This is a genomic window from Burkholderia sp. Ac-20344, from assembly GCF_017104975.1.
Classification (GTDB): Bacteria; Pseudomonadota; Gammaproteobacteria; order Burkholderiales; family Burkholderiaceae; genus Burkholderia.
This window is the reverse complement of record NZ_JAAGPP010000102.1, coordinates 15093-34519: the sequence shown is the minus strand read 5'-3', so window position 1 is coordinate 34519 and position 19427 is coordinate 15093. Positions and strand designations below refer to the sequence as shown.

Annotated in this window: 15 protein-coding genes; all 15 read left to right on the top strand. The window is 61.7% G+C overall.

What is annotated here, in order from left to right:
* The first annotated feature begins 140 nt into the window (after positions 1 to 140).
* A complete protein-coding gene (locus tag G3N64_RS26910; RefSeq protein WP_175887241.1) occupies positions 141 to 1262 on the top strand; it encodes an LLM class flavin-dependent oxidoreductase in 1122 nt (373 codons plus the stop codon).
* A gap of 240 nt (positions 1263 to 1502) precedes the next feature.
* A complete protein-coding gene (locus G3N64_RS26905; protein WP_175887242.1) occupies positions 1503 to 2960 on the top strand; it encodes an APC family permease in 1458 nt (485 codons plus the stop codon).
* A 115-nt stretch (positions 2961 to 3075) separates the two neighbouring features.
* Complete coding sequence (locus G3N64_RS26900) at positions 3076 to 3825, top strand: glucose 1-dehydrogenase (protein ID WP_205786620.1); 750 nt, start codon at positions 3076 to 3078, stop codon at positions 3823 to 3825.
* 180 nt (positions 3826 to 4005) lie between these two features.
* The gene (locus G3N64_RS26895) at positions 4006 to 5670 is read left to right on the top strand and encodes an electron transfer flavoprotein-ubiquinone oxidoreductase (RefSeq protein WP_241021232.1); all 1665 of its coding nucleotides are present in this window, start codon (positions 4006 to 4008) and stop codon (positions 5668 to 5670) included.
* A 134-nt stretch (positions 5671 to 5804) separates the two neighbouring features.
* Positions 5805 to 7220: an FAD-binding oxidoreductase gene (locus tag G3N64_RS26890; RefSeq protein WP_124474570.1), complete on the top strand. Its 1416-nt coding sequence runs from the start codon at positions 5805 to 5807 to the stop codon at positions 7218 to 7220.
* Between the two features lie 53 nt (positions 7221 to 7273).
* Positions 7274 to 8023 carry an electron transfer flavoprotein subunit beta/FixA family protein gene (locus tag G3N64_RS26885; protein ID WP_205786618.1) on the top strand — a complete coding sequence of 250 codons (750 nt, stop codon included), beginning with the start codon at positions 7274 to 7276 and terminating at the stop codon, positions 8021 to 8023.
* A 14-nt stretch (positions 8024 to 8037) separates the two neighbouring features.
* Positions 8038 to 8970, top strand: a complete 933-nt coding sequence (locus G3N64_RS26880; protein ID WP_124474568.1) for an FAD-binding protein — start codon at positions 8038 to 8040, stop codon at positions 8968 to 8970.
* A gap of 324 nt (positions 8971 to 9294) precedes the next feature.
* Positions 9295 to 10602: a phosphoenolpyruvate--protein phosphotransferase gene (ptsP, locus tag G3N64_RS26875; protein ID WP_277399133.1), complete on the top strand. Its 1308-nt coding sequence runs from the start codon at positions 9295 to 9297 to the stop codon at positions 10600 to 10602.
* Positions 10603 to 11481: 879 nt separating this feature from the next.
* Positions 11482 to 12876 carry an APC family permease gene (locus tag G3N64_RS26870; protein ID WP_205786617.1) on the top strand — a complete coding sequence of 465 codons (1395 nt, stop codon included), beginning with the start codon at positions 11482 to 11484 and terminating at the stop codon, positions 12874 to 12876.
* Positions 12877 to 13080: 204 nt separating this feature from the next.
* Complete coding sequence (locus G3N64_RS26865; RefSeq protein ID WP_205786616.1) at positions 13081 to 14220, top strand: MFS transporter; 1140 nt, start codon at positions 13081 to 13083, stop codon at positions 14218 to 14220.
* A gap of 160 nt (positions 14221 to 14380) precedes the next feature.
* Positions 14381 to 15367, top strand: coding sequence for a threonine/serine dehydratase (locus tag G3N64_RS26860; RefSeq protein ID WP_205786615.1), 987 nt, complete (start codon positions 14381 to 14383; stop codon positions 15365 to 15367).
* A gap of 51 nt (positions 15368 to 15418) precedes the next feature.
* Positions 15419 to 16486 (top strand): DUF4392 domain-containing protein, encoded by a 1068-nt coding sequence (locus G3N64_RS26855; RefSeq protein ID WP_241021231.1) that lies wholly within the window; start codon positions 15419 to 15421, stop codon positions 16484 to 16486.
* The gene (locus G3N64_RS26850) at positions 16483 to 16956 is read left to right on the top strand and encodes a RidA family protein (protein WP_174997770.1); all 474 of its coding nucleotides are present in this window, start codon (positions 16483 to 16485) and stop codon (positions 16954 to 16956) included. Before G3N64_RS26855 ends, G3N64_RS26850 begins: the two co-directional genes overlap by 4 nt.
* A gap of 70 nt (positions 16957 to 17026) precedes the next feature.
* Positions 17027 to 18343: an MFS transporter gene (locus G3N64_RS26845; RefSeq protein WP_205786614.1), complete on the top strand. Its 1317-nt coding sequence runs from the start codon at positions 17027 to 17029 to the stop codon at positions 18341 to 18343.
* 80 nt (positions 18344 to 18423) lie between these two features.
* Complete coding sequence (locus G3N64_RS26840; RefSeq protein WP_241021230.1) at positions 18424 to 19317, top strand: LysR family transcriptional regulator; 894 nt, start codon at positions 18424 to 18426, stop codon at positions 19315 to 19317.
* Positions 19318 to 19427 lie beyond the last annotated feature (110 nt).

The following is a 19427-nucleotide window of genomic DNA, read 5'->3' as shown; positions in this document are numbered from 1 at the left end:
ATCCACAATTCGTCATCAACGATCGGCGCTTGCATTCCTCATGATCCCGTTGCTCAGATGCTTGAGGTTAACAGGTCGCCGGCGAAGTTAACAGCCCCTCGAGGGTCTTTTTGAACTGGCCTCTTAGTTTGGAGTCGATGATGGATATTGGATTGTTCGTTGTACCGTTTCGCGCGCCGCAGACCGATTTGCGTGCGGGTTTCGAATGGGACATGCAGTGCATTCGCTGGGCTGAAGAATTCGGCCTCTCGGAAGTGTGGGTGGCCGAGCACAGCACGATGCGCTGGGAGCCAGTGTGCAGCCCCGAGCTGTATCTGGCCGCGGCAGCGATGCAGACTTCGCGGATCAAGCTGGCCACGGGCGCGAACGTGCCGGCCAATCACAATCCGGTAGCGCTCGCGCATCGGCTGATGCAACTGGACATGATGACCGGTGGCCGGCTGATGGTCGGCATCGGCGCGGGCGCCTATCCGTCCGATCACAAGATCCACGGCAATAGCAACCCGAACGAGATGATGCGTGAGGCCGTGGACATCATGAAGGCGGTTTGGGAGAAGAAGGGACCGCTTGAATATCGCGGCAAGTTCTGGAGCTTCGAGATTCCCGCTTATGACGAGGTGCAGCAGGGACCGTTCATGGAGCCCCATCAGAAGCCGCACCCGCCGCTGGCGATGGCCGGCCTGAGCCCGGCGTCGAAGACGCTCACGCAGGCGGGCAAGCTCGGCTACATCCCGATGAGCTTCAATGTGGGCCGTGAATATCTGGCTGGCCACTGGTATCGCTACATGCAAGGCGCGGAGAGCGCGGACAAGGTGGCCGACCGCAACCAGTGGCGCATTGCCCACAACATTCTGGTCGCCGATACTGACGAAGAGGCAATGGATCTGGCGGTGAACGGCGCGATGGGGCAGGCGTATCGCGAGTGGATGCTGCCGGGCTACGAGCGTGGCGGCTTCCTGCCAGTGATGGTGCCGGAGCTGGATGTGCAGACGGCCAAAGACGTGCCGATCGAGTACCTCGCGCGCGAGAAGTGGCTGGTCGGCTCGCCCGATACCGTGGTGAAGAAACTGCAACGCGACCTGGAGGCTTCGGGTGGCTTCGGGACGGTCATCACGTTCACGTTCGACTACCTTGACCAGGCGGAGCGCTACCGCCGTCACTTCGAGCTGCTGGGGACCGAAGTGCTGCCTCGCATCAAGGACCTGAAGTTCAAGACCGAAACGCTGGCCGAATTGAAGCGGCCGGCCGACGTGAAGGACTGAACCTCGCGTCGTCGGGCTGCCTGGCATGAAAGGCAGCATGCGGGCAGCCCGAAGCAACGAGCATCCCGAATGGACACGCTCGAAGACAACGGCTCAGTTCTTCCGCGCTCGATCGGGTAACCACAGAAAGTAAGCCACGCGCATGCAGCGCCGCCCGACAGGCCAAAGCCTGAAATCAGCATCTGTCGGCAGTGTTTAAGTGGAGGCGCGCACTAGGTGATGGAGCTCAAGGAGATTTCGATGAAGATGAACGACGTGGTGTTGGGCCATGGAGCGCCCAGCGAAGCGCCGAGGAAGTTGTCGGGGAATATGGGGCCGGTGGGACTGGCGCTCACCGTTCTGGCCTTTTCCGCACCGCTGACCGTGCTGTCCGGATACATTCCTATTTCCGTGATGTTCGGCGGAATTGGAACGCCTCTCGCATTCGCGATTGCAACGGTCATGTTGCTGCTGTTTTCGGTCGGGTACGTCACGTTGAACAACGTCGTGAAAAGACCCGGCGACTTCTACGCTTTCATCAGCTACGGAATCGGCAAGTCGACCGGCCTCGGCTCCGGAATTCTAGCCGCACTGTCGTATTTCCTGTTGCTTGCGGGCGTGACATCGTTCTTCGGCGTGGCCTGCTCAGACCTGCAGCGCGAGATAACCGGCTCGGCGTTTCCTTGGTATATGTACACACTATTGGATTGGGCTGCGGTGGGCGTGCTCGGTTATCTGCACGTCGAGCTGTCGGCCAAGGTATTGACAACCGCGATGGTGGTCGAAGTCGCAATCTGCCTACTGTTTTCGTTCGGCGTGACGCTGAAGGGCGGCGTGCATCAAGTGGACGCGATGACGCCTTTCGTTCCTCACGAACTCACCCGCAACAACGCAGCGTTCGCGACGTTGTTCGCGGTGTCCTTCTTCCTCGGTTTCGAAGCGACTGCGCTCTTCCGTGACGAAGTACGTATGCCCGACCGGACCATTCCTGTCGCCACTTACGGTTCGGTGATCTTCATCGGCATTCTCTATACGTTCGGCAGCTACGCGATGGTGCTGGCCTACGGCACGAGTGCGCAGGAGGTCGCGACGAAGGCGCCTGCTACGATGTTCATCGACGCATTCTCTAGGTTCGTCAATGGCCGCGTTCATCTGGTGGTCTCGGTTCTGGTGCTTTCCTCCGCTTTCGCGTCCGCGTTGTCGACGCAGAACGTTCTTTCGCGCTACCTGCACAACCTCGGAACCGACGGTGCGCTTCCGCGTTACCTCAGCAAAGTGCATGGGAAGCATGCGTCGCCCTATCTGGCGTCGGTGACGGTTTCGCTGCTGGTGTTGTGTGTACTGGTGCCGTTCATCGTGATGGGCGCGAAACCGGATCTGCTCTATGGCCAGTTGACCGGACTCGCTGCCGCGGGCGTCATGCTTCTGATGACCATCGTGAACGTGTCGGCGCTTCTGTGGTTCTTCCGGGCCGGCCGCGAACTCGGCGTCAGCTTCCTCAAGGCCTGTTTGGCGCCCGCGATTTCGTCGGTGTTCTTTATCGGGCTGCTTTATCTGGTTGCCCGGCATTTCGAATTGTTGGCCGGTGGAGAGCCGGGCCAATACGTGTGGATGCTTTACTGCCTGCTGGCAGTGCAGGCGGGCGGAATGCTGCTGGCGCAGTACTTCCGGTTCGCGAAACCCGCGGTATTTCAACGCCTGGGCCGAAGCCATCATTGAAGGCTTGTAGCTCACCGTTCATCGTGCGGCGGCAGGCTCGCCACGGTGTGCCAACGTAGGACAGTCGTGGATAGTCGATTCAGTAACAATGTCGAGATTCGATCAAGAGGAAATCATGAAACGAGTGCAAGGGAAAGTGACGCTAATTACCGGAGCCGCACGCGGGATGGGCGAGGCTCATACGCGGCTCTTCGCCGCGGAAGGCGCGACAGTGCTGATGACCGACGTTCTCGACGAAGCCGGTGGAAAAGTGGCGGCCGAGCTGCGCGATGCGGGTCACGACGTGAACTATATGCGCATGGACGTCACGTCCGAAGCGAGCTGGGTCGCGGCGATGTCAGAAGTCGAGCGGCGCTGGGGACGTCTGGACATCGTGCTGAACAACGCCGGCATCGTTGGTTCAATGAAGGGCGCGCACGAAGAAGATGTCGACGCGTGGACCAAGATCACGGCAATCAACCAGCAGGGCGTGTTTCTGGGTATCAAGCACGCGGTGCCCGCGCTTCGCAAAGCGGGCGGCGGCTCGATTGTCAATACCTGCTCGATCAACGGCGCAGTCGGTGGCGCGGGATTCTTCTCGTATCAGGCGTCGAAAGGCGCGGTGCGCATGATGACGAAGGCCGCCGCACTGCAGTACGTGAAAGACGGCATCCGGATCAATTCCGTGTGCCCGGGTCTCGTCATGACGCCGATGGCAGCCGAAGAGGGTGAAGAGTCGAACCGCGCTTTCGCCGCCGCCACACCGATGGGCCGCGGCGCCCGTCCGGAAGAAATCAGCTATGGCGTGCTCTTCCTGGCAAGCGATGAAGCCAGTTACATCACGGGCACCGAGCTGTACATCGACGGCGGATACACGGCGCAGTAACGCGCCCCTCGCGGCGGTCCCGTCGGACCTCCCAGGAAGATGGAGGAGGCCGCTTCAGTCGGTCGCCTCGGCGTTCGACGCGGGCCGATGCGGGCCGGTCGACATCGATCGAGTGCGACCGCTGATGAGCGAGCGAAGTCATGACAATCGAATCGTTCACATTGTTCCAAGGTAATGCGCATGTCTTCGGTTTCTGAGTCGGGGTCACGTGAATCGATGCAGTACGACCTGGTGATCGTCGGCGGCGGCCCCGCCGGGCTGTCGGCGGCGATCCGGCTCAAGCAGCTGGCCGCCGAGAAGGGCACCGAAATCGGCGTGTGCGTGCTCGAGAAAGGTTCCGAGATCGGCGCGCACATCCTGTCGGGCGCGGTGATGGACCCGCGCGCGATCAACGAACTGTTCCCCGACTGGAAGGAACGCGGCGCGCCGCTCGACGTCGAGGTGACGGAAGACCGCTTCCTGTTCCTGTCCGAGAAGAGCGCGGTCACCACGCCGAACTGGGCGCTGCCCGCCAACTTCCAGAACCACGGCAACTACGTGATTTCGCTGGGCAACGTCACGCGCTGGCTTGGGGCGCAGGCCGAGGCGCTGGGCGTCGAGATCTTCCCCGGCTTCCCCGCCGCCGAGATCCTGTACAACGACGACGGCTCGGTGAAGGGCGTCGCGACCGGCAACATGGGCGTCGGCAAGGACGGCGAGCCGACCGAGAACTTCCAGCTCGGCATGGAGTTGCACGCGAAGTACACGCTGTTCGCCGAGGGCTGCCGCGGCCACCTCGGCCGCCAGCTGATCTCGAAGTTCAAGCTCGACGCGAACGCGGATCCGCAGGCGTACGGGATCGGCATCAAGGAGCTGTGGGAGATCGACCCGGCCAAGCACAAGCCGGGCCTCGTGATCCACACGGCCGGCTGGCCGCTGAAGTCGGATACGTACGGCGGCTCGTTCCTGTATCACATGGACAACAACCAGGTCGTGGTCGGCTTCGTGGTCGGTCTCGGCTACACGAACCCGTACCTGTCGCCGTTCGAGGAATTCCAGCGCTACAAGACGCATCCGTCGATCCGCGCGTTCCTGGAAGGCGGCAAGCGCGTGTCGTACGGCGCGCGCGCGATTACCGCGGGCGGGCTGCTGTCGCTGCCGAAGACGGTGTTCCCGGGCGGCGCGCTGATCGGCGACGACGCGGGCTTCCTGAACGCATCGCGGATCAAGGGCAGCCACGCGGCGATCAAGACCGGCATGCTGGCGGCCGACGCCGCGTTCGACGCGGTGCAGGCCGGCCGTCAGAGCGACGAGCTCAACGCGTACCCGGACGCCTTCAAGCAGTCGTGGCTGCACACGGAGCTGTACCGCGCGCGCAACTTCAAGCAGTGGATGGCGAAGGGCCTGTACCTCGGCACGCTGATGGTCGGGCTCGAGCAGAAGGTCATGGGCGGCAACGTGCCGTGGACGCTGCACCACAAGCATGCGGACCACGAGATGCTGAAGCCGGCATCGCAATGCGAGCCGATCGAGTATCCGAAGCCGGACGGCAAGCTGACGTTCGACCGGCTGTCGTCGGTGTTCATCTCGAACACGAACCATGAAGAGAACCAGCCGGCGCACCTGACGCTGAAGGATGCGAACGTGCCGGTGAACGTGAACCTGCACACGTACGCGGGGCCGGAGGGGCGTTTCTGCCCGGCGGCCGTGTACGAGTTCGTGAAGAACGACGACGGCAGCGACCGCCTGGTGATCAACGCGCAGAACTGCGTGCACTGCAAGACCTGCGACATCAAGGACCCGACGCAGAACATCGTGTGGGTCACGCCGGAAGGCGGCGGCGGGCCGAATTATCCGAACATGTAAACGCCTTCGATCGGGTTCGTCCGAACACGTTCGTAACACGGGCCAATCAAATCTTCGAATCTTTCAAGACGGGTCACTCCTGACGCGACGCGAGTGATCGACACACCTTGTTAGCTGCAGGCTAGGGAGCAATCGTGGATAGTACGCATCTTCAAAAACTAATCGATATCGTGGGTCGTGAGAATGTCTTGACCGAGCCAAGCGATACCGCCTCCTTCACGACTGATTGGCGCGGGCGTTTCAAAGGCCGCTGCGCCGCGGTGGTACGTCCCGGCAGCGCGAAAGAAGTCAGCGAGATCCTGCGGTATGCGTCGACTCATCGGATCCCCGTAGTGCCGCAAGGCGGCAACACGGGACTGGTCGGCGGCGGCATTCCCGACGAGACCGGAACGGCCATCGTGATTGCGCTGACGCGTATGAACCGGGTCCGGAAAGTCGATGTTTTGAATGATACGATGATCGTCGAGGCCGGCTGCGTTCTTGCGAACATTCAAGCCGCTGCCAGGGAGATCGACCGCATCTTCCCGTTGAGTCTCGGCAGCGAAGGGAGTTGCCAGATAGGCGGCAACATCGCGACGAACGCCGGGGGGCTCGAGGTGGTTCGTTATGGCCCGATGCGCGATCACGTTCTAGGACTCGAAGTCGTGCTGCCGAACGGCGACATCCTCGAAGACCTATTGGAGCTGCGCAAGAACAATACGGGTTACGACCTGAAGCAGTTGTTCATCGGCGCCGAAGGTACGCTCGGCATCATCACGGCGGCCTCGGTTCGGCTTTATCCGCGGCCTCATGTGACAGCCACCGCGTTTTGCGCGCTGGCATCCGCAGACGATGCGTTGTCGGTGCTTTCCATGGTCAAGCAGCGCTGCGGCAGCCGGCTGTCCACGTTCGAAATCCTCAGCAAACTGCAGGTCGATCTCGTCTGCACCCATGCCGATGTGCAATCGCCGTTGACCGGTAGTACACCGTGGTTTCTGCTGATCGAGCTGACCGATCCGGACAAGGACGCGCCGGTCGAGGAACTGCTGCTCAACGTACTCTCGGACGCAATGGAAAGCGGCATGGTGGCGGATGCCGCGATTGCGCAATCGGACAGTCAGAAGGAGTCGTTCTGGGCAATCCGGCACAGGGTTTCGGAGGCGAATGTGGCGACCGGGCGAGTGCTGTCGCACGACACGTCGGTGCCGGTATCGTCGTGTGCCGAGTTCGTCAGGCAGGTAGAGAGCGCACTGAAGGATCAGCCGAGCATGCAGTTGTCTTTCGTCGGGCATCTGGGCGACGGCAACATTCATGCGGTCGCGATTTTCGATCGCGACCGGCTCAGCGCCAAGGAATTCGAAGTGCGAGCCAGTGAGGTCAGCTCCATCGTGTACGACATCACGCGGAAGCTGAATGGCAGCATCAGTGCGGAACATGGCGTCGGCGTTTCGCTGCGCGACAAGCTGCCTGGCCACAAGAACCCGGTCGAGCTCGAACTGATGCGCAAGATCAAGAGGCTGATGGATCCCGAGAACATCATGAACCCGGCGAAGCTGGTGACGCTGAACTGAAATGGCCACGAGCGCCGTTCGAAGCTGGGGATCAACAGGAGTAAGGGGGAATTTTGAAAGTCGTGGTTTGTGTGAAACGCGTGCTCGACTACAACGTGAAGGTCCGAGTCAAGCAGGATCAGACGGGCGTGGACATCGCGAATCTTAAGATGTCGATGAACCCGTTCGACGAGATTGCCGTCGAGCAAGCTGTCCGGCTGAAAGAAGCGGGCGTTGCCGCCGAAGTGGTCGTTGTCTCGTGCGGTACGGCGCAATCGCAGGAGACGTTGCGCACCGCGTTGGCGATCGGCGCCGACCGTGCGATTCTGGTGGAGACGGACGAAGAGTTGCAGCCGTTGGCCGTCGCGAAGATCCTGAAGGCGGTTGCAGATCAGGAGAAGCCAGACCTGATCATTCTCGGCAAACAGGCTATCGACGACGACTGCAACCAGACCGGACAGATGTTAGCGGCTCTCGCCGATTGGCCGCAGGCCACGTTCGCTTCGAAGCTGACGATCGCCAACGGCAAGGCACATGTGGGCCGCGAAGTGGACGGTGGTGCCGAAACGCTGGCGCTGCGCTTGCCGGCCGTGGTGACGGCCGATCTGCGTCTGAACGAGCCTCGCTACGTCACGCTGCCGAGCATCATGAAGGCGAAGAAAAAGCCGCTGAGCACGATCACGCCCGGCGATCTTGGCGTGGACGCGACGCCACGCATCAAGGTCCTGAAGGTCACCGAACCGCCGAAGCGGGGCGGCGGCATCAGAGTACCGGACGTTGCCACGCTGATCGACAAATTGCGCACCGAAGCCAGGGTGCTATGAGTAAGGGTATCGGGATGACGGCACTGGTTATCGCAGAGCACGACGGCGGCTCCATCAAGGCGACAACATTGAACACCGTGGCCGCGGCGCAAAAGATCGGCGCAGACGTGCATCTGCTCGTTGCCGGTTCCGACGTGCAAGCCGTTGTGCAGGCCGCGGCCAACATCGCGGGCGTGGCGAAAGTGTTGGTGGCCGACGCGCAGCAACTTGCTGACGGGCTCGCCGAGAACGTCGAGCGAACGGTCGTTGCAATCGCGAAGCGTTACACGCACATCCTCGCTGCAGCGACCGCTTACGGAAAGAACATTGCTCCGCGCATCGCGGCGAGTCTCGACGTCGCCCAGATCAGCGAGATCACTGCGGTGCTTGCGCCGGACACGTTCGAGCGGCCGATCTACGCGGGCAACGCGATTGCGACTGTGCAGTCGATCGATTCGATCAAGGTCGTGACCGTCCGTCCGACCGGCTTCGATGCGGTCGCAGCGGACGGCGGCAATGCGGCGATCGAGCGGGTGGATGCAGCGCAGGATGCCGGCATATCGCAGTTCGTGAGCCGTGCGCTGACGCAATCCGACCGACCCGAGCTGACGAGCGCGACGACTATCGTGTCGGGCGGTCGCGGGCTGGGCAGTGCCGAAAACTACGCGGCGATGATGGCGCCTCTGGCGGACAAGCTCGGTGCGGCGCTCGGGGCGTCGCGCGCCGCTGTCGACCTCGGTTATGTGCCGAACGACTATCAGGTCGGCCAGACTGGGAAAATCGTCGCGCCGCAGTTGTATATCGCGGCGGGTATCTCCGGCGCGATCCAGCATCTGGCGGGGATGAAAGACTCGAAGGTCATCGTTGCGATCAACAAGGATCCTGAAGCGCCTATCTTTAGCGTGGCCGACTACGGCATCGTGGGTGATCTTTTTGGTGTTTTGCCGCAGCTGACTGCCGAGATCTAGCCGGTCGTTCGGGAGCGGACCGTGTATGCCGACGATCCGGTCGTCGAACCTTTCGGCGTCCGCAACGCGAGGCGCTAGCGGAGGAGATCGCCCGGCGATGGCATTTCGTGCTGGGCCCTACGGCCGCGGCCGGTCGCCGATGAGTCGCCCAAGTTCTGGACGAACTGCATTCGCGAGTACCAGGCGCGGTAATCGATGATGGCGTCTTTCTTAACCGGCTGACTAACCGGACATGCGGCGGGTGTCTCGTTCGCCGCACGGCTAACGGTTGGTCGTTGTCGGACTGAAAGCCGTCAACCATTGTGAGAGGCGGCAGCGGCTACGCTGAAATGCGGGCAGGATCTGGCGTTCGCGTTCGAATCGATGACGGACGAGTATCTTCGCAGCCGCGCCGACGACATTCGCGGCCTGACGCGCGAGATCGTGGCCGTGCTTCTTGGCAAGCAGCAGAAGTCGCTGCGGGAACTGGACGTACCGAGCATTATCCTTGCCGAAGAACTGTCCGCGCCGGATCTCGCGCGCGCGAACCTCGCCAATATCCTCGGAATCGTCTGCACATCCGGCAGCGCGACGTCTCATGTTGCGATCATCGCACGCTCGCATGGCATTCCGGCAGTTCTGGGTCTGCCGATCGACAAGGACAGGCTGCGATCGGTCGCACGTGTATCGATTGACGGTACGACCGGGGAGGTCTGGCTCGACCATTCCGACGCGCATGAAAAGGAACTGTCGCGCCGTATCGACGCGCAGCGCGAACAGCAATCGGCGCTCCTTGCTTACCGGGACGTCGAGCCCTCCACGCGCGACGGACGCAAGATACTGATCGCCGCGAACATGGGTTCTCTGTCGGAACTTGACTTGGCCCTGCAAGCCGGCGCGATGGGCGTGGGACTATTCCGTACCGAGCTTTTGTTCATGGACCATCAGCGCGTGCCTACGGAGGACGAGCAATACGAAGTTTATGCCACCCTCGCACAGCGCTTTCACCCGTGGCCTGTCATCATTCGGACGCTCGATGCTGGCGGCGACAAGCCGCTGCCGGGCATTCGCTTCCCGAAGGAGGAGAATCCATTTCTGGGGTGGCGAGGCATCCGGATGTGTCTCGACTGCCCCGAAGTGTTCGAGCCGCAACTGCGGGCGCTACTGCGTGCGGCGGCTCACGGAAACATCTGCGTGATGCTGCCAATGGTCGACGATGTCGACGAGGTTCGCCGCACGAAGGCGATCATCGAGCGCATCGCTGCGGAACTGACCGAAGCGGGGGTGCCGTTTGCGGTTCCGAAGCTCGGCATCATGATCGAGACGCCGGCTGCGGTTCTCACTGCCGATCTGCTGGCGCAGGAAGTCGCGTTCTTCTCGATCGGCACCAACGACCTTACGCAATACATCATGGCCGTCGATCGCATGAATCCCAGCCTTGCCTCGCTCTACAGGACCGAGCACCCGGCTGTCATTCAGGCGATCAAGATGGTATGCGACGCGGCGAAGCGGGCGCACATCAGTGTCGGCGTGTGCGGGGAAGCTGCGTCTCGGCCAAGCATGATTCCGGTGTTCGTGAACCTCGGGGTCGACGAACTCAGTATGAGTCCCAACTCGGTACTGCGCGCAAAGAAACTCGTGACGGAAATCTGACTTCCGATCGGGAAACGACAGAGGCGTGGCATCGACGATCCACAAGATTCGTATTTGCCACTGCTTCGCGAGCCCGGCTTGATACACGGACGGGCGGGCGACCTGTCTCGCCGCGCAGGTATCCCGCCTTGTCGGGCTATTTCACTATGCTTCGGGAGCTGCTTACCGGCCGACACAGCGCGATTCGAGGAGGCGATTTTGCCGGATGGAACTACCGTCCGGTCTTCTCGCACACGCGCAGCCTTCACACCCGAAAGCCGTTCGAGCTTTCTCCAAAATTGCCTGGTTTCCTTCCACGGCTCGTCCAGTCGGGCGTCTGTATCAAGAGCGCGTGACGAGCCGCGAGGCTGCTCGTCGCGCTGAATCGGTTTTCCAGCGTCCGGCGCGTGCGGTCTCTCACCCCAGCTGCGTTTCACCCAGGCATCCCGGCCGATGTCCGCGTGATCCCTGATCGTCATTTTGCCTTGTATTACCTCCCGGATATTTGCCATCGCTATACAGCCCTGTCTGACAGCGGGTGACGGCATGCGCAACAGATTCACGGCGATTGCGACGAACGGCGTGGCCAAGTATCGGACGCACGGCAGGCCTACTGTCGCGTTGATAAATTTTGGCGATCAGCGCAAATCGCGAATCGCAATTGGACCGCTTCAATTTGGAGGTGGACGATCGTTTCACTTGCCGTGAACAAAGAGCTTCTTGAAGCGAAATCGTGAGACAAATGTAGCGAAATAAACCGACAAATACCAGTCGTTGCTGCATTTCCCAGTGTTTTCGTATGGCGAAGATTCACATAATGACGGAGGTGGGACGGAGATGGAGATGAACATGCAAGAGATTCGCGTGAGCGAATCTGCACCCAAAAAGTTATCCGGAAACATGGGGCCGATCGGCTTGGCGCTGATGGTGCTCGCGTTCTCGGCACCTTTGACAACGGTGTCCGGTTACATCCCGTTCGCGCTGATGTTCGGAGGCGTCAGCAGTCCGATCCTGTTCGTCGTCGTTACGATCGTTCTGCTGTTCTTTTCCGTCGGCTACGTGACGCTCAACAACATCGTCAAGCGCCCGGGCGACTTCTACGCATTCGTCAGTTTCGGCATCGGGAAGTCGACAGGCCTCGGCTCGGGCATCCTCGCGGCGGTGTCGTATTTTCTGCTGCTCGCCGGGGTGACGTCGTTCTTCGGCGTGTCCTGTTCCGATCTCCTTCATGAAACGACCGGCGCCGTGCTCCCGTGGTACATCCCGACGACCGCATGCTGGATGGCGTGCGGGATCCTCAGCTACCTGCATGTCGAGTTGTCGGCGAAGGTGCTGACGTGGATCATGCTGCTCGAGATCGCGGTATGTCTCATTTTCTCGTTCTTCGTGCTGGCGAAGGGCGGGGCGGCAGACATCTCGGCAACCGCGCCGTTTGCGCCGAGCCAGTTGTCGAAGAGCGCGAGCGTGCCGTTCTCGGTGCTGTTCATCGTCGGTTTCTTCATGGGATTCGAGGCGACCGCGCTGTTCCGGGATGAAGTCCGGATGCCCGATCGGACGATTCCGGTAGCCACGTATGGTGCGGTCATCTTCATCGGTGTCGTCTATACCATCTGTGCGTATGCGCTGATCATGGCCTATGGATCGTATGTCCAGGACATCGCTACCAAGACTCCTGCCGCAATGTTTCCCGACGCATTCTCGAAGTTCGTCAGCGGCCGTCTCCATGTCGTGATCTCGCTGCTGGTGCTGACGTCGGCGTTTGCATCGGCGCTGTCCACGCAGAACGTGCTGGCCCGCTACATGCACAACCTAGGCACCGACGGTGCGCTGCCGCGATTCCTCGGCAAGGTTCATCCGAAGCACGAGTCGCCCTATCTCGCGTCGATCACGGTGTCGGTGATGGTGCTCTGTGTGCTGGTCCCCTTCATCGCGATGGGCGCCAAGCCCGATCTGCTGTACGGGCAACTCTCCGGAGTTGGTACGTCGGGGATCGTCGTTCTGATGGCCATCGTCAGCATCTCGTCGCTGGTATGGTACGGCCGGAGCGGCAGACACCAGGGCGTCAGCTTCTTCAAGTCGGCGGTCGCGCCCGCCATTTCCTCGGTGTTTTTCATCGCGCTCGTCGTGCTGATCGCGCAGCACTTCGATGTTCTGGCAGGTGGCGATCCGGGGCAGTACGTGTGGATGTTCTACTGCCTGATTGGTGTGCTGCTCGTCGGCATCGCACTGGCACAATACTTCAAGTACCTGCGCCCGGAAATTTTCGAAAGACTCGGCCGCAGCCACAAGGACTGAATCGTTGAGCGACCGGGGCGGACACGTTCAGCCTCATCCCGGGTCGTTTCTCCTTTGATCCCGAGCACTTTCGGGATCTTTTTTTATTTTCTGGCTCGTTGCATCAGATGCGCCCGGCTGCCAGTCACGGCCGGTGCGGACACGTCACGACCGGATCATCCGTTCATCCAGAAGATGTCCGATTTGTCGGACACATCCCAAACCATGGTCGTCAAGACTGCAAGCGAAAGCAACAAACGGGCTGCAACACGCGCATCATTCTTTCTCGCCGGAATCAGCGTCGCGACGTGGGCGCCGCTGGTGCCGTATGCGAAGGCGCGGCTTGACGTCGACGAAGCGAAATTCGGCTTCCTGCTGCTATTCCTGGGGATCGGCGCCGTCGGATGCATGCCGCTCTGTCAGCGCGCGGTCGAGCGATTCGGTTGCCGCAAGGTCATCGGCGCGGGCGCCGCGATGATCTGCGCATCGCTTCCGCTCCTGGCGACGCTGTCCGGCATGCCCACGATGGCGATCACGCTGTTGATCTTCGGCGCCGGCCTGGGATTCGTCGACGTCGCGATGAACATCCAGGCCACGCTCATCGAGCGGCAAAGCGGCGAGCAACTCATGTCCGGCTTCCACGGCCTATTCAGCGTCGGCGGAATCGCGGGCTCGCTGGTCGGCGGATCGCTGCTGTCGGCCGGCGCGAATCCGCTTGGGGTAGCGGGTGCGATGGTCGCCGTCATCGCCGTGCTCATGTTTCGCTACGCGCGATACCTGGAGTCGGCGGGGCCCGGCGAGCGCACGGCGTCGGCGTTGATCCTGCCGCAGGGGATCGTGGTCCTGATGGGCGCCATTGCGATCGGATGCTTTCTCGTCGAAGGCGCGATGCTCGACTGGAGCGCGCTGTTCCTGACATCGGTGAAGAATTATGCGCAGGACCGCGCGGGCTTCGGATACACCGCGTTCGCGATGACGATGGCGATCGGTCGACTCTTCGGCGACATGTTGATTACCCGATTCGGTTCGCGCGCAATGATTGTATCGGGCGGGAGCCTCGGCGCGGTCGGGATGTGCATCGCGATCGTTTCGCCATCGGGCACGGGCGCGATCGTCGGGTTTGCCGTATGCGGGGCCGGGTGCGCGAACATCGTACCCATCCTGTTCGCCGCTGCCGGGCGGCAAACGGCAATGGATCCTTCTGCCGCAATTTCGTCGATCACGACATTAGGCTACGGCGGCAATCTGGTCGGACCGGCAATTGTCGGCTTCTTTGCGCATGCGATCGGTCTGCATCTTGCATTTGCGTTGCTCGCCGGGTTGCTGCTGCTCGCCGCGTTCGGCGGCCGAAAGATCGAGTCGTGACGCATGCGCGCCGCGAATGCGTCGAGGCGCGCGATTGAACGCCCGGCATGCGTTGTCGATCGATTACGAATTTCGATCAGTGATCATTTTTGTTCTTCATTGGATTGAATCGGTCGAGGTTGATGTAATGCGCTGACGTCTTTCACCGTGAGCGAATGCCATGACCGATCTCTCATCCGGCGATTTCTCGGTCGCCGACATCGAAGCCGCCTCTGTGCGCATCCTGCCGTTCGTCGTGCGAACGCCTCTGCTCGAGAGCGAGGTGCTCAACCGTGCGACAGGGGCCCGTGTGCTCGTCAAGGCGGAAAGCCTTCAGAAGACGGGTTCCTTCAAGTTCCGGGGCGCATGCAATCGCGTGCTGCAAATTCCGGCTGCGCTGCGGCCACGAGGCGTCGTCGCCTTCTCGTCGGGAAATCACGCGCTTGCAATTTCGGCGGTTTGCGCGCGTTTCGGCATGCCGGCCACCATCATCATGCCGGCTGATGCACCCAAGGCAAAAATCGAAGGTGCGCGGGCCTACGGTGCAACCGTACGTCTCTACGACCGGCAAACGGACGACAGGGAAGCAATTGGCCGGGACATCGCGGAGCGCACAGGCGCCGTGACCGTTCCCCCCTACGACGATCGTCAGGTGATGGCCGGACAGGGCACCGTCGGTCTCGAGATCGTGCAGCAAACGCAGGCCCTGTCCGCGGTCCCTGATGTGGTTCTTGCGGCCGCCAGCGGTGGGGGGCTGGTCGCTGGGGTCGCGACGGCGATCAGCGCGTACTGCAGGCAAGCGCGCCTCTACGCTGTCGAGCCCAAGGGGTTCGACGATCACGCACGATCGCTTGCGAAGGGCGAGCAAGTTGCCAATGCCGCGGGAGCCAGATCCATCTGCGACGCTCTGCAGGTCGCATCTCCCGGCAAGCTGACGTTCCCGATCAACAAGAGACTGCTGGCCGGGAGTCTCATCGTCGACGATGACGAGGTGCGTCGGGCGATGCGCGTGGCGTTCGAGACACTAAAGCTCGTCGTGGAGCCCGGTGGCGCAGTGCCGCTCGCGGCGGTACTTGCCGAAAAGCTCGACGTAGCCGGAAAGACCGTCGTGCTGGTACTGAGCGGCGGTAACGTGGACCACGACATCTTCGTCAGTGCGTTGGCCTGACCATCCGGCATTCATCTACCCAGAGCGCATTCCTGCCAGGAGGCAATTGCCATGCTGCAGCAAGACAGCAAACAGTATCAACGCGTCGCGCGCACGATCGACGAATTCATGACGCTCGACTACACGGGTGTCGGGCTCATCGGCAACATTTACGAGGCGCTGCAGAAGCGGCAACCCGGATTCGCATGCATGGGCGCGGCCGAACGAATCGTCGAGGCGGTAAGGCGGCAAGGCGGCCCGGTGCTCATCGCCACGGGATTCCCGGAGGGCGGCGGTGCACCCGAAACCGATGGTCCGGTGGGCGCTGCGCTGATGGCGCGCGCATTCTTCCTGGGCCTGGGGGTGCCAACCGTCATCGTGATCGACGAGGACTGGGAGGAGATGATGGTGCAGACCTGCCGCGGCGCAGGGCTGGCGCCGATGCCTTTCCCGGACGATGGCGTGGTGAAACGGATCGAGTACTTGCGGCCCGTCTACATCCGAACAGTCCCCAAGGACAAGGACGGCAGTCATCGTGTTTCTGATGATCTGCTCGCGCGCACCCGGCCCAGCGTGATGATTTCGATCGAGCGTCCCGGTTGCAATGCGCTAGGGCTCTACCACGGGCTGGGCGGCCGTCCGCTCGACGGGCTCGTCGCGGACCTCGATTATCTGTTTTATCAAGGCAAGGAGTGCGGCATCCTGCATATCGGCGTGGGCGATGGGGGTAACGAACTCGGCATGGGTGTAATCGCGGCAGATCTGCCCACGTTTTCGCCGAAGGCCGCGTCGACCGGCGTTGCTGGGCGGGGAGGCGTTGCGGCGGTCAATGCAGCTGATCACCTCGTCGTCGCGAACGTGTCGAACTGGGGGGCAACGGGCATCATCGCGGCGCTTTCGGCGCTGCTGGAGAACCCTGTCGTGTTTCATGATCCCGAACTCGAGATTCGCTGCATCGAATGCTGCGTCAATTCGGGCGGTGTGGACGGCATGTTCATGGCCCCCGAGCCCGCCGTGGACGGCATCGGCTCGCTCGAATGGGAGGGCTTGCTTCGTACGCTTCGCGCGAGTGTTCGACGCACGCTGGGAGACTCGATCAACTGGCAAGGGGAGCGCGGAGACTGGAGGCAATTGAAATGACGGATAAGACCACGATTGACGCACGTCTCGCCGAACTGGGCCTCGAACTGCCGCCTGCGAGCGTGCCGCGCGGTAGTTATCTGCCAGCAGTGCGGTCGGGAAACTACCTGCAGATCGCCGGCCAGGGGCCGCGCCTGAACGGTGAGCTTCTCTACGCGGGAAGAGTGGGCGCCGACCTCAGTGTGGATGACGGGCAGCGCGCGGCCCAGCTCTGCGCCCTCAATGTCCTGAGCCACATCGGACGCATGCTGGACGGGGATTTTTCGCGCGTCGTTCGCATCGTTCGCGTCGCTGGCGTCGTGCGGTGCGACGCGGACTTTACCGAGCATGCGACCGTGCTGAATGGTGCTTCGGACCTGTTCTTCGCCGTCCTTGGCGAAGCGGGGCGGCACGCACGCATTGCGACCGGCGCCAACGCCTTGCCGTCCGGCATGGCGGTGGAAGTAGAAGCCACCGTAGAGGTCGTTTGAGGACAGCGTATGGGCGGCCTTGGCACGAGTCGACCAAGGCGGCACGAAATCTGAAGGGGTAGAGGTGATCATGCAATACGATTCAGCTGTTGATCCGGTCCGCGGTGATGTGCATTCCGAAGGTACGTACCGGTCGGTCGCCCTCCGGATCATGCCTTTCCTGATGCTGTGCTATGTCACTGCATATCTCGATCGCATCAACATTGGCTTCGCGAAGCTGCGGATGCTGTCGGATCTCGGGCTGACGGACGCGGCGTACGGGCTGGGGGCCGGTCTGTTCTTCATCGGCTACTTCCTGTTCGAGGTGCCGAGCAACGTGCTGATGGCGAAGATCGGCGCGAAAAGGACCATCTCGCGCATCATGATCCTCTGGGCGCTGATTTCCGCGGCCTTTGCGTTCGTATCGACGCCGGCTCAGTTCTACGTTCTTCGCTTTCTGCTTGGCGTGGCCGAGGCAGGCTTTTATCCCGGCATCATTCTGTACTTGACGTACTGGTTTCCATCCGCGCGCCGCGCGAAGATGGTGGCGCTGTTCGTCGGCGCGGTGCCTTTGTCCGGCATGATCGGGGCGCCGGTATCGGGTGCGATCATGTCGGCGCTCGAGGGCGCGCATGGATTGGCAGGCTGGCAATGGCTCTTTGTCATCGAGGCAGTACCGGCGTTTGTGCTCGGTCTGCTCGCGCTCGTGTTCCTCGACGATGGTCCCGAGTCCGCTCGCTGGTTGCCGGATCGGGACCGGCGTGTCATCGAGCGCGAGCTGGAGGCGGATCGTCTGTCGATAGACGGACACGGCGCCGGGTTGAACCTGAAGCAGACAGTGACGAACCGCAAGGTCTGGCACATTACGCTCATCTGCTTTTGCTCGGCGATCTGCTCATACGGTGTTTCATTCTGGTTGCCTACGCTGGTCGCGCAGCTGGCGCCAGGCGACGTCTTCCGTATCGGGCTCTACACGTCGTTGCCGTTCAGCGCGGCGTTTATCGGGATGTATCTGATCGGTCGCAGCTCCGATAAACTTCGCGAACGCCGCTGGCATCTCGTCGTGCCGTTTCTGTGCGTGATCGCAGGCCTCGTCGCGAGCGTATTCACGCGCGGCGTGCCGGTACTTTCGCTGGCGGCGTTGTGCGTCGCGGCCTTGGGTGCGTACAGTACGACGTCGATGTTGTTCTCGATTCCGGGGCTGTTCCTGACCGGGATAGGCATGGCCGCAGGGGTCGCCTTCATCAACTGTGTCGGCGGGTTGGGCGGGTTCGTCAGTCCCTATGTCGTGGGGGTCGTCAAGGACATGACCGGGAGTACCGATTACGGCGTCTTCTTCATTTCGTTGATGGCCGCCGCCGGCGTGGCGCTGACTTTGTGCCTGCCGAAGAAGCTCGTCAATCGCTGACGTCGATGGCCGCTGGCACCTGATGCGTCTGAACGATCGCGGGCGGGCAATTTTCCATATGTTCGCCGTGAACAGAGCAGATGATCAACCTGAAAAGCCTGGAAACCTTCTACTGGGTCGCTACGCTCAACAGCTTTCATAAAGCGGCGACCAAGATGCACACGACGCAATCGGCGGTGTCGCACCGGATTTCCGGCCTTGAGGACGACCTGGGCGTGCTGCTGTTCGAGCGAGCGGCGCGAACCATCCGGCTGACACCCCGTGGCCGGACGCTGCTGGATTACGCGGAACGGTTCCTGGCGCTTGAGTCCGAACTGGTTGCGGCTATCGCGAATCCTCAGGCGCTTTCCGGCGTGGTTCGCCTGGGAGTCGCGGAAACCATCGTTCATATGTGGCTCACGGAGTTCATCGAGCGAGTGCATCGGGAACATCCGGGTGTCGTCATCGACATCGTGGTGGACATCACGCCGGCGCTGCGCGACGCGCTCAAGTCCGGCGAGATCGACATGGCGTTTCTGTTGGCCGGGCCCGTGGTGGATCCCGATTTTGTCGAAGCGCCCTTGTGCAGATATCCGGTCGACTTCCTCGTGTCCCCTGACCTCGATGTCGGCGACAGCCCTTTGACGCCGGAGACCCTGGCGCGCTTCCCGATCATCACGCTGCCGAAGCGGACGCATCCGTACATCACGCTGAGGGACGCCATTGCGACGCGGGACAAGCCTTCTCCGCGCATCTTCGCGAACTGGTCCCTGTCGACGATCGTGAAGATGGCGGTCGACAGGATCGGCATTGCCGTGATGCCAGGCGCAGTCGCGCGGCACGAAATCGAGGTGGGCTCACTCGTCGTCAAGGAATCAACGCTCACGCTCGACGATTTCGTATTCAGTGCGGCATACGCCCGCGGGCTCGACGTTCGCATCTACGAAATCCTGACCGGATTGGCTCTCGTCGCGGCCGCGTCGGCACCCGGGTAGACACGTATTCCGACGTCCGGCAGCACGACGAGATTAATGGGGTTGTATCAGAAAAGGCCAGTCTCCCGCCGGAGCTTGGAGATTTTTATCATCCTTTGGGTGGACGAGGG